Source organism: Paenibacillus nuruki (assembly GCF_001721045.1).
Taxonomy (GTDB): Bacteria; Bacillota; Bacilli; order Paenibacillales; family Paenibacillaceae; genus Saccharibacillus; species Saccharibacillus nuruki.
Genome location: NZ_MDER01000086.1, coordinates 38,253 through 50,182, shown reverse-complemented (window position 1 = coordinate 50,182; position 11,930 = coordinate 38,253). Strand labels below are relative to the sequence as shown.

Sequence of the window (11,930 nt, the reverse complement as noted above, 5' to 3'; positions counted from 1 at the left end):
CGAAAAGGAAGGTGTTATGTGGAAAGTAAAGAAATAAGCCATCGTTATCATGCAGGATATCGTCAGGTGGTAGTAGAGGATACATTATTAGCTGTATCCTTGCCAATGACGATTATGTATCCGACAACAAGTCCTGAATGTATCGAACCACTTGGACCCTACACATTAGAATTGTCAAAAGATGCAGACCCTATCGAAGACATGTTATTCCCTTTGGTGATCATCTCCCATGGGAATAGTGGTTCCCCTTTGGTACATCGTACATTAGCTCAATATTTAGCACGTCATGGATTTGTAGTGGGTATGCCAGAGCATCTTTACAATAATCGCAATAACAATCAATGGGAAGGTACGATACAGAATCTTACACATAGACCAAGACATATTGGACTAGCTATCGATTGGTTTTGTGAGAATAATGTATTTCAAAAAGTGGTACAGTCTGATCACGTATCTTTAATTGGTCATTCTTTGGGAGGGTACACAGCATTAGCTGTAGCAGGTGGGTTACCGACTTCATTTGACCATGAGTCTCCAGATCAAACCGAACATCCGATAGAAGTAACTTCAGATCACCGAATTCAATCACTTGTATTATTAGCACCTGCATCGGTATGGTTTCGAGAAGAAAGAGCATTAAAAAATGTAGATATACCTATTCTGATGCTAGATGCGGAGCAAGATCAGTATACTCCTTATTTTCACGCTCAAATTGTATTACACGGAGTAGCACATCCTCAACAAGTTGAATATCGAACGATTCAAAATGCAGGACATTTTTCATTTCTTAGCCCTTTTCCTGAAACGATGAAAAATCCAGCATTTCCTCCTTCTCAAGATCCTGCCGGATTTAATCGTACCGATTTTCATGAGATCCTAAATAGCGATATATTAAACTTTCTTCAAGCAAATACGCTTAAGTAAAATGTAAACTATAGTGTATTAAACTAGATCATATCAAATAACCTCTGAGGCTCAAAAGAGGTTATTTTTTGCTATATACGATTGTAAAACTTGGTATTTATAAACATATACTGAAATTTTGGAGTATTCACGCTATAATAAACATACAGGAATTGGAATTTAATTAATAAAAATGTAAACGTTATCATTAAAAGTGTAAATACTAAGGGGTAGCAAAGGTGGAGACTATTCTTATGTTTACCAGAATTAAAAGCGCTTACAATAATCTAGGTATTCATCGAAAAATGTTGCTACTTATCTCTGCATTGTTGTTAGGAAGCTTTGCTTTTTATGCACTGGTACTCAGTAATTTGTATGAAACGTATGATAGCCAAATGTATGAGAAGACTTCTGAGCTACTCAATATGTCTTCGGTCGGAATCGAAAATCAACTGAAAGATATGGAGCATTTATCATTCAAAGTTGTCACAGACGAACAATTACAGCGGTACTTAACAGAACTGGAACAGACTAATTCGGTATATCAAAAAAATGTATTACGCAAAAAGCTGACCAATCGCTTGATCGCTTTTGCGGGTTCTGAACCTTTTGTATACTCCATGATGGTGATTGATAAAGAAGGCGAAGTGATGTCAGCAGGCAATCGTGAAGGGATACCGGCTGAATTACGAACCGATCTAACAACATTGGCAGACCAGAATAATGGAGCGAATGCTTGGTATGTTGGTGGCAAATCTTCATTGTTAGCGGTGCGGCAATTCAAAGCTTTTACCGGATCAACTTTCACACTGAAAAATCTAGGTACAGTTATTATCCGTATTCGGATCGACCGGATCGTCGATAAACAGGTTCATCAGTCAGCAGGGAGTACGCTGGTGATCGCAGATCATCAAGAGATTGTGTATCCTGAGAAATTATCATTTAGCGAAACAGAGATTAACCAAGAACTGAGTCGCAATCAGCCATATGGTGTAGTGAACTTGCCGGAAGGCGGGTATTTTTCCGCTCGGATTCAATCGCCTTATACGGGCTGGACGTATTTGCATATGACTCCTTTTGACCCGATGTTCGAACGAATTACATGGATGAAGCGTCTGGTGACTATTATTTTTATCGCTATCTTTTTATTAGGATTAGCTTTCGGCACACGATTATCTCGCAGTATTACAAGACCGATGGAACGTTTATTGCAGAAAATGAGAACGGTAGAGACTGGTAATCTGGATCGTCTGGAAGAATTAACACTGGGGCCTGTACCCGAAGGCTCGCAGACAGAAGTTGGATTATTACACCGTACCTTTAATCGTATGTTACGGCGAATCAGTGAATTAATCGATGAAAATTATGCCAAACAACTCATCATTCGTGAGACTGAACTCAAAGCATTACAAGCACAGATCAATCCCCATTTTCTATACAACACCTTAGAATCTATTAACTGGATGGCAAAAGTAAACAAACAATCCAAAATCTCTGAAATGGTCGAAGCTTTAGGTTTTCTGCTACGTAGTTCTGTGAATATGAGCGAAAAGTTGATCCCGTTAGGACGTGAACTTGATATCGTCTATAGTTACGTCACGATTCAGCAGATGCGATTTGAAGAACGATTACATTTTGAAGTCGATATCCCTGATGATCTCAAAGATGCGCTTATTCCCAAGCTTACTTTACAACCACTGATCGAAAATGCGATTCATTATGCGTTGGAACCCAGTGTGAACGTATGTCATATTCGGATTGTAGCTAGACATGAAGAAGATGTACTTTATATCAGTGTCGAAGACGATGGGCCCGGGATGACGGCTGAATTTCTAGAACGTCTGCATAGTGGACAAGTACAGACACGTGGTGAAGGAATTGGACTCAGTAATATTATCGAACGGATTCGGCTAACATTTGGCTCAGAGTATGGAATGGAAATTGAAAGTCTACCCGGTGTGATTACTGCTTTTCATATTCGTATTCCTTATGAAAGAGGGGAAGCGCAAGATGTATAAAGTATTGTTAGTGGATGATGAACGGATGATCTTAGAAGGAATATCACAGGTTGTGAATTGGCAAGAAAGTGGAACTGAATTGATCGGTACGGCTCGTAATGGACTGGAAGCGTATGAACAGATTCAAGCGAATTGTCCGGATATCGTGATCAGTGATATTTCGATGCCGGGATTGGATGGGATTGGACTTGTAGCGAAGACGCATGCATCATTTCCAGATGTGCGGTTTATTATGTTGTCCGGTCATAAAGACTTTGATTATGCACGTAGAGCGATGCAATACGGGGTGAAGCATTATCTGGTTAAGCCTTGCAACGAACGTCAGATTCAAGAAGCGATCAGTGAATTATTATCCGAACGTGAGGTTGAACATGAACGAGATCAATTCGTAAACAGTATGAAAGAACAATTTACACGTATGTTGCCCCAAGTGAAAGAACAATTTCTGAAAGAATTTATTGCGAATAAAATGTACGGTGTACGTGATCTCGATTATTATGAGCAACTGTTTCATCTCAATCTACGTGATCGCCCAGTACGTATGGCTTTGATGCGTGTCGAAGAATCTCATGAATATGAACATTTATTTGCACTGAAAAATATCGCGGATGATCTACTGGATGGCGTGTTGATGGGCACAACGATTCATATGCAGGATGAATTACTTCTTTTATTAGATGATCCTACATCGATCTCGAAGCTCATTAGTGATCTGGAACATGTACAGAATGTCTTTGCAGGCTTTTACAAATTAGAAGTAACAATCGCTCTCAGTGAACCGGATTATATGATCTCATTACGTCGTATGTATCGGGATACACAACAGTGTATGAATCATCGCTTCTATGTAGGCGAAGGGAGTATCATTACCAAGTCCGATCTAGCATTAGCCGATCAGAAAGACAGTACTTCTTTTGAACTGGATGAAGAAGCATTCACACTGTTAATCAAATCAGGGCAAATGGAAGAAGTGACTGCGGAAATTGACCGCTTATTTGTAACTTTAGCGGAGTGGAGACATGATATTGGAGTCACCCGCTCGTATGTGCTGCAATTGTATGCCGTTATGATTCGCTTATGCTTACCAGAAGAACGTTCTTTATTTACCAGCCGAATGGCAGAACTGGCGATGTTAGATACACTGACTGGATTGCATGAATTCGTGCAAGAAGCGGCGGCTTACTTAACGATGAGTTACTATAAGAGCAATGTGAATCGTCAATCTTCGGTCGTCAATAAAATGATCCAGATCATCGAACAAAATTACACCAGTGCTGAATTATCACTTAACGGTGTTGCCAATCAGATGCTCTATATGAACCCTGATTACCTCGGTAAGATTTTCAAAAAAGTAACCGGCGATAATTTCTCTCATTATGTCAATCGTTATCGAATTGAACGCTCAACTGATCATATTCGTCGTAGTGGAGATGTAAAAGTATTCGAACTCGCCGAACTATTCGGATTCGGTGGCAACTCTCAATATTTCAGTCAAGTATTCAAAAAATGGACAGGCATGACCCCAACCGAATATCGGAAAAGTGAAGAGTAAACTCATTTTCGAAAAATACATTAAATATGATAATCAACAATGAAATAAATCATCAAAATACATCAATAGTAAAATTATTGTACAACATACTTTAAAATAAAAAGCGACTTTTGATTGTCGCTTTTTATTTTGACTTAAATCAAATTTACAGTACCTCAACGCACAAGCGAAGAGCATCATCATATTCTGAAAGAGCGAAGCGCTCGCCTTTGTACTAAACTCCCTACCGCATAGCGGTTATTCAAGGGAGTTCAGTACAACAAGCGACGACAAGAATAAGATGATGATCGTAGCGAAAGCCACTTTATACCGTAAACCAAATCATTTGGATACAAATATCCGTCTTAGCAGAAATCCAGACTACTCTGTTTTTTACACGATCACATCGGATTTGTGTATTCATTTGTGATCTTTCATCTGCGAAAATGAAGATACAACTTAAATGTAAGCGTTAACAAAATATCCGTTTGATTAACGAAAGGGGAGAATATAATGAGAAAAAAAACAGCACTGTTATTCATGGTCACTATTCTACTTTTTATCACAGCTTGCGGTAATTCAGGTAGCGGAGGTAGTAATGCGAGTGGAGGTACAGATGGCAAAACGCTTCGTATTGCTTGGTGGGGATCAGACACTAGACATGAATATACACAAAAAATTATTGATATGTATAAAGAGCAAAATCCAGGTGTGAATATCGATATCGAATATGCTTCTTTTGACGATTATTGGAAAAAGCTAGCGCCACAAGCAGCGGCTAATCAATTGCCAGATATTATGCAAATGGATGTATCTTATATTAGCCAATATGCTAAAAATGGACAATTGGAAGACTTGACCCCTTACTTAGGCAGTAAAATTAAAGTCGATGATGTGACTGAAAACGTACTTAAAACAGGTGTGATTGGTGGCGTACAATACGGTATGCCAACAGGGGTTAACGTTTTAGGATTCCAGTACGATCCAGCGATTTTGAAAAAAGCAGGAATCAATGAAATTCCAGACAATTGGACATGGGATCAATATAAAGAAATTGCGCTTAAAGCAAAAGACAAAGGAATTTACTTTGATAGTTCGATGGCAGCAGATATTTTCTTTAATTACTTTTTACGTACCAAAGGTCAATCGCTTTACAATGCAGAAGGAACCGCACTTGGATATGAAGATGATGCGCTATTCACTGAATTCTTCGGCATGTTAGCAGAGCTGATCAAAGAAGGTGCTGTCCCTTCCCAAGAGAAATTGAACCAGACTAAAGGGATTCTAGAAGAGTCGGATATTGTAAAAGGTACAGGTATCGGGATCTGGCAATGGTCGAATCAATTCGTAGCGTTACAGCGTGTTGTGAATCGTCCGATGGAGCTTGCTCCTATGGTAGGACCGGATATGGAAAAAGGAATTTATATGCAACCAAGTATGTACTGGGCTGTAGCGAAAAGTTCGCAATCCAAAGACGAAGCAGCTAAATTTATCGACTTCTGGATCAACAATCAAGATGCGAATAAATTGATCAAAGGTGAGCGTGGTGTACCGATCTCTGCGGCTGTGAAAAAAGCAGTGGCACCAGAACTCAGTGAAACAGAGAAACAAGTATTTGATTTTGTTGCCAAAATGGAACCAATTAGTTCGCCTATGAGCCCGCCACCACCTGTAGGATCTGCTGAGATTATTGCAGCACTAACCGATTACGTGGAGCAAATTAACTTTGGACAAGCAACCGCTGCTGAAGTCGCACCGAAGTTCCGTGCAGATGCTAATGCGATTTTGTCCAATAATCAACCTTAATATGGCACTCGTTAGCTGATACATGTAGAGAAAGTGAACCGGACGTTGGATAATTCTCCACCCGGTTCACTCTTATCTCTCAAAATCTCAACGATCTGAGGAGGTGCGAACGCTTATGGCTATACGTAATGAGTCTTTAAAAACCAATTTGACCGGATATGCTTTTATTAGTCCTTTTATTATTGGCTTTCTGGCTTTTACTTTGATCCCTATGTTTATATCGCTCTATCTATCTTTTACCAGCTATAACTTGTTTACTTCGCCACGCTGGATAGGACTTGGTAATTTTGAAAAAATGTTTACCAATGATCCGAAGTATTGGAACTCGGTGAGAGTCACGATCTATTATGTATTTGTAGGTGTTCCATTACGATTAGCTTTTGCTTTATTTGTTGCGATGGTGCTGAATACAGCATCACGGATGGTGGGTACATATCGGACAATTTATTATTTACCCTCGATTATTGGTGGCAGCGTAGCTGTATCTATTATGTGGCGTAATATTTTTAGTGAGCAAGGGATCGTCAACCATTTCTTAATGGCGTTCGGTGCGGCACCTGTAAACTGGTTTGGTAATGCTACAGCTGCTCTAGGTATGCTGATTACGTTATCAGTATGGCAATTTGGATCATCGATGTTGATTTTCCTTGCTGGCTTGAAAAATATTTCACCGGAAATGTATGAAGCCGCTAGTGTCGATGGCGCTTCACCTGTACGCAAATTTCTGAATATAACATTGCCACTGCTCAGTCCTGTTATTTTATTTAATCTGATTATGCAGACGATTAGTGCATTTATGACATTCGTACCTGCCTATGTGATCTCTAAAGGAGAAGGCGGACCACTGGATGGAACCATGTTGTATTCACTGTATTTATTCCGTCAGGCATTTATGTTCAACAATATGGGTTATGCCGCTGCAATGGCATGGGTAATGTTGATCTTTATCGGTATTCTAACATTTGTATTATTCAAAACATCTAAAATGTGGGTGTTCTATGAATCTGAAGGGGGAGGGCGTTAATTATGGCTGAACGTAAAGCGTCTATCCCGGAATACAATGTGATCAGCAGTACACGAGCGCAAAAAGGTTGGTTCTGGCGCAAAATCAAATGGCCCATCTATCATATTTTTGTCGGCTTACTCGCCGTCTTAATGATGTATCCGATTGCCTGGATGTTACTGAGTTCATTCAAAGAAAGCCGTACGATCTTTGCAACAGCCAATACATTATTACCTGCACAGTGGATGTGGGATAACTATATTACAGGCTGGAAAGGTGTCGGCGGTTATTCTTTCGGACATTATATGTGGAATTCACTGGTGATTGTAGTGATCTCTACGGTCGGCGTTGTCTTATCGTCTGCTGTGATTGCCTTTGGATTTGCTCGCTTGAATTTTAAAGGTCGGAACTTCTGGTTTGCGATTATGATGGTTACTTTGATGTTGCCTCATGATGTCGTGCTAGTTCCACAATATATTATTTTCACCAAATTAGGATGGTTGAACAGTATCTATCCAATTGTCGTTCCACAGTTTTTCGGAGCACCGTTCTTTATTTTCTTGATGGTACAGTTTATCCGCACGATTCCTAAAGATTTGGATGAAGCGGCAACGATTGATGGCTGTGGTAAATTCCGTTTGTTTATACAGATCATTTTGCCACTGATTAAGTCTTCGCTAGCAACAGCAGCGATTTTCTCCTTTTACTGGCGTTGGGAAGATTTACTCGGTCCGGTATTGTACTTGAATTCACCGGATAAATATACAGTCTCTATGGGTCTGAAAATGTTTTTAGATAGCGAATCGTCTTCTAACTGGGGTGCGATGTTTGCAATGTCGATTGTCAGCTTACTACCTGTTGTTGCAATCTTCTTCGCTTTCCAAAGACATATCGTTGAAGGGATTAGTTCTAGTGGGATCAAAGGATAATTTTTAAAAATCATAAATAATGCACAATACTGTAGCAATTCAGGATCAAAGCGATCTAGGCAAGGATGGTGGAACCAATGAATGATCAATCAACCACTCATACTTCTACAGAACCATGGCGGATAACAGAAGGTGGCGATGCCAACGCAGCATTAGGTGAATCGTCATCTATCCCTATTTCATCTACATCTGATCTTTCAGTGCCTGAACCGTTACCTGCACCATTGCGATATGATTTTGGACCGGGAGAAGTCACTCCCGGTTATATCGCTGTGTCTCCTGATGATCGGTACGAGGAGAATGTGCAGAATAGGTCGTCGTATGGATTTGCACATCCAGAAAGAGTATATGGACGAGAACGAAGCGCTATGTACAGTCATTACAACCGTACAGACCAGAGTGTCGTGACTACCGATCATTTGAAAAGTAGTTTCTGTATTCCGCTAGGGACTTCATTTATAACTGATCTACCTAATGGTACATATCAGATCCAGATCATGGTGGGAGATGAACAAGCGGCTACCCATACGATTATCAAATGTGGAGCAGGCAAGTTGATGTTACCGCCTATCGACACGTTGCCGGGGCAGTGGATCAGTAAATTATTTACCGTTCCTGTGATCGACAATAAATTGCAACTGCATATCAGTGGCAAAGCGCCACGTCTAAATGCGGTAGAGATTACAGCAGTACCTCAAGTGCTCAAACTATTTATCGCAGGAGATTCTACTGTAACCGATCAGAAGGAAGGCGGCGCTCCTTATGCCGGTTGGGGGCAAATGTTGCCTGCACTATTCAAACATGATGTCTGTGTAGATAATCATGCGATATCTGGTCGTAGTTCCAAAAGCTTTATTGATGAAGGACGACTGACTATCATTGCAGATCAGCTCAAAGCAGGCGATTTTCTGTTGATCCAATTCGGTCATAATGATGAAAAGAATGATCCTGCGCGTGGTACAGAACCATTTACAACGTACAAAGATTATTTATTGCAATATATCGAAGTCGCTCGCACTAAAGGGGCTAACCCAATCTTAATCACACCGGTAAGTCGGCGTTACTTTGATGCTAATGGATTCCTTATGGATACACATGGCGATTATATTGTAGCTGTCAAAGAACTAGCGGCAGAACAGCAAGTACCCCTAATTGATCTAGCAGAGCAGACCAAGATGCTATTAGAGTCGTTGGGTGAAGAACAAAGCAAGTCGTTATTCGTATGGTTGTATCCGGGAGAATATATCCATTTTCCTGATGGGATGGAAGACAATACGCATTTTCAAGAACAAGGTGCATTTCAAGTTGCCCAATTGGTTGCTGAACGTATTCGTGAGCTAGCGATTCAACCTTTATTGATGTATTTACGCTAACCTACATGCTGATCTAGCTATTCTGTAATAAGAATATTCCGATTTCTGATCATAACTCTATAAGTGATAGCGAAAGGATGATTATATTATGCCTGCATTACAATTTGATGAACAACATATCCGTGATGTGATAGATCGTGTCGTTGAACGTACATTTAATATGGATTTCCGTTGGGATTGGCCGGGTGGTGTGGCTTTTTATGGTATATGTGAAGCCTATGAAGCGACTGGCAAAAAGGAATACTTGGACAAACTCAAAATCTGGATCGATGAACAGATCGAAGAAGGACTACCACAGTTATCGGTTAATGGCGTCTCGATCGGTCATTGTTTGCTGACGTTATATGAAGCGACAGGTGAAGAGAAGTACTTGGATATTGCCAAAGAAATGGCGGAATTTCTAGATAGCCGAGCCGAGCGTTTCGCCGATGGTATTTTCCAGCATACCGTTAATTCATTAACCGATGTATTTCCACAGCAAGCATGGGTAGATACGATGTTTATGGCTGGTTATTATTTGTTGCGAATCGGTCATTTGTTAGGCAATGAAAAGTATATTGAAGACGGCTTGAAGCAGTATCATGGACATGAAGAATTTTTGCAAGATAACGATACTAATCTGTATTATCATGGTTGGGATCATGTGAATCAGCATCATATGTCAGGGATGTACTGGGCGCGTGGTAATTCATGGGCGGCACTCACGATGGCAAAAGCACTCAAATTTATTCCAGTGCAACATCCATCCTATATGATTATCGATGGTTCTCTGCGAGATCAATTAAGTGCTCTGGTACGTCTGCAATCGCCAGAAGGGTTATGGCATACTGTACTAACAGATGAGACGTCTTATCTGGAGACATCAGGTTCTGCCGGTATTGCGACAGCGTTGTTATTGCAAGGCAGACTGTATAATAAATATACGCAAAAAGCGATAGATGGCATTCTGTCGAAAATCAAAGAAGATGGCACCATCACAGGTGTATCCGCAGGGACGGCTGTCATGAACGATATCGACGGCTACCGCAAAGTGCCAGCCAAACGTATTCAAGGTTGGGGACAAGGATTAGGTTTAGCTTTTCTAGCTCAACTGGTACGAACCAAAGAAGATGTGTTTGGTTAAATCGTTTGCTATCGTATAGATAGTTGTCTCGAAAAAAGGTATAAGATATCACGTTAAGTAGACTTGTCAGCTCCATAAATAAGATATAAAAAAACACGCTGCTCTTTGTATAAGAACAGCGTGTTTATCTTTTTATTTCAACAGATAGATAAGATTACAATAGCGGTTGCTTCACGATCGAGAACTGATGATCTAAATTTTCAACAATCATATACAGTAGACCATTTTCGTATTTAATAAATTTGGATACTGTGTTGTCAGATGTTTTGGACATTTGCCAGATTTCTTTACCGTTACGATCATACAAATAATTTTTCTGCTCACTATCGTCTACAAGAAAGACTTGATTGTTATTATAATCGGTTGTCCATTCTGCATCACGATCCGCTAACGTACGCATCATTTCATACGTAGGTTGAGCTGTAGCTAGATGATAACGTGCATAGACTGGAAAAGGTTTGTCTGTATTGGCGCCTAACGGATTCCCTTTAATATTGGTAGTGTAGAGAATCAGTTCATTATTTTGCAATTGAAAATCAGCATCGATATTCCATGGAGTCGTAATCGTTTTGCCTTTTGCTGTAGGGTGAGCAGTATCCCAGATATAAAAGACATTTTGGGATTGCATCAAGCTACTACCGTTATATTGAGCGACCACATAATGCGATTGAGTATTTACTTGATACGGAGTAGCATTTTCATAATTAAAGGTCTGCTGAATCGAAGGTGTTGTGCTGAGAACAGCCTTTTTCCACGGTGCTTGATAGACCGATAACTGTTTAGTTGATTGAACTACAATCTGTTCTTTAGTTGTTGCTGTTGGTGCAGACCAATCTAGCTGCGAACCATTCCCAGCAACAGATTGATACAGAGTCTGTGGCAAAGTCGTGGTGGATAGCACTTTACCCATTGTGGCTTTCGCTGTAGATAATGTGATTTTCTGTAGCGAGCTCTTATGATCAACAAGCAACACCATCTTATTAGAACCGATCAACACATCGTAGCTGAAAATACGATCATAAGACTGTTTCCAGAGTGACTTCGATGTATTGAGATCAACCATTTCAATATGGTACTTAGCCATATCTACTAGAACAGCTTGATCATGGGGTAGATTCACAATTTGTGTATCAATATGGAAATCTTCAGGAAAAGATAAATGATCATCTGTACTATTTGCAGCAAAGGCTTGTACAGGTAATAATAGAAGCAATACTATCGTTAATATCCATTTTTTCATCAAA

At 40.0% G+C, this 11,930-nt stretch carries 9 protein-coding genes; 8 read left to right on the top strand and 1 reads right to left on the bottom strand.

All coding sequences use genetic code 11. From position 1 onward, the window contains the following. Nucleotides 1-18 precede the first annotated feature (18 nt). The 8 genes from PTI45_RS20290 (at nt 19) to PTI45_RS20255 (ending at nt 10,686) form a co-directional block, all read left to right on the top strand. On the top strand, nt 19-924 hold the full coding sequence (locus PTI45_RS20290; RefSeq protein ID WP_069329406.1) for an alpha/beta hydrolase family protein: 906 nt from the start codon (nt 19-21) through the stop codon (nt 922-924). A gap of 233 nt (nt 925-1,157) precedes the next feature. Then, nucleotides 1,158-2,921 carry a sensor histidine kinase gene (locus PTI45_RS20285; protein WP_069329405.1) on the top strand — a complete coding sequence of 588 codons (1,764 nt, stop codon included), beginning with the start codon at nt 1,158-1,160 and terminating at the stop codon, nt 2,919-2,921. After that, nucleotides 2,914-4,473 carry a response regulator transcription factor gene (locus PTI45_RS20280; RefSeq protein WP_069329404.1) on the top strand — a complete coding sequence of 520 codons (1,560 nt, stop codon included), beginning with the start codon at nt 2,914-2,916 and terminating at the stop codon, nt 4,471-4,473. The genes PTI45_RS20285 and PTI45_RS20280 overlap by 8 nt, the downstream gene beginning before the upstream one ends. A gap of 492 nt (nt 4,474-4,965) precedes the next feature. Further along, complete coding sequence (locus tag PTI45_RS20275) at nt 4,966-6,258, top strand: ABC transporter substrate-binding protein (RefSeq protein WP_069329403.1); 1,293 nt, start codon at nt 4,966-4,968, stop codon at nt 6,256-6,258. A gap of 115 nt (nt 6,259-6,373) precedes the next feature. Then, nucleotides 6,374-7,282: a carbohydrate ABC transporter permease gene (locus tag PTI45_RS20270; RefSeq protein WP_069329402.1), complete on the top strand. Its 909-nt coding sequence runs from the start codon at nt 6,374-6,376 to the stop codon at nt 7,280-7,282. Between the two features lie 2 nt (nt 7,283-7,284). Then, nucleotides 7,285-8,190 carry a carbohydrate ABC transporter permease gene (locus PTI45_RS20265; RefSeq protein ID WP_083243647.1) on the top strand — a complete coding sequence of 302 codons (906 nt, stop codon included), beginning with the start codon at nt 7,285-7,287 and terminating at the stop codon, nt 8,188-8,190. Between the two features lie 77 nt (nt 8,191-8,267). After that, entirely contained in the window at nt 8,268-9,563 is a 1,296-nt protein-coding gene (locus PTI45_RS20260; RefSeq protein ID WP_083243646.1) for a rhamnogalacturonan acetylesterase, read from the top strand. Nucleotides 9,564-9,651: 88 nt separating this feature from the next. Continuing rightward, the gene (locus PTI45_RS20255) at nt 9,652-10,686 is read left to right on the top strand and encodes a glycoside hydrolase family 88/105 protein (RefSeq protein WP_069329401.1); all 1,035 of its coding nucleotides are present in this window, start codon (nt 9,652-9,654) and stop codon (nt 10,684-10,686) included. A gap of 154 nt (nt 10,687-10,840) precedes the next feature. Here the strand turns inward: PTI45_RS20255 and PTI45_RS20250 are convergent, their stop codons facing one another. Further along, nucleotides 10,841-11,926, bottom strand: coding sequence for a hypothetical protein (locus tag PTI45_RS20250; RefSeq protein WP_069329400.1), 1,086 nt, complete (start codon nt 11,924-11,926; stop codon nt 10,841-10,843). Nucleotides 11,927-11,930 lie beyond the last annotated feature (4 nt).

Excerpts from the sequence above, each read along its gene's own strand:
- PTI45_RS20250 (WP_069329400.1), bottom strand. The coding sequence starts at position 11,926 with ATGAAAAAATGGATATTAACGATAGTATTGCTTCTATTATTACCTGTA.
- PTI45_RS20270 (WP_069329402.1), top strand. The coding sequence starts at position 6,374 with ATGGCTATACGTAATGAGTCTTTAAAAACCAATTTGACCGGATATGCT.
- PTI45_RS20280 (WP_069329404.1), top strand. The coding sequence starts at position 2,914 with ATGTATAAAGTATTGTTAGTGGATGATGAACGGATGATCTTAGAAGGA.
- PTI45_RS20255 (WP_069329401.1), top strand. The coding sequence starts at position 9,652 with ATGCCTGCATTACAATTTGATGAACAACATATCCGTGATGTGATAGAT.
- PTI45_RS20285 (WP_069329405.1), top strand. The coding sequence starts at position 1,158 with ATGTTTACCAGAATTAAAAGCGCTTACAATAATCTAGGTATTCATCGA.
- PTI45_RS20260 (WP_083243646.1), top strand. The coding sequence starts at position 8,268 with ATGAATGATCAATCAACCACTCATACTTCTACAGAACCATGGCGGATA.
- PTI45_RS20265 (WP_083243647.1), top strand. The coding sequence starts at position 7,285 with ATGGCTGAACGTAAAGCGTCTATCCCGGAATACAATGTGATCAGCAGT.
- PTI45_RS20275 (WP_069329403.1), top strand. The coding sequence starts at position 4,966 with ATGAGAAAAAAAACAGCACTGTTATTCATGGTCACTATTCTACTTTTT.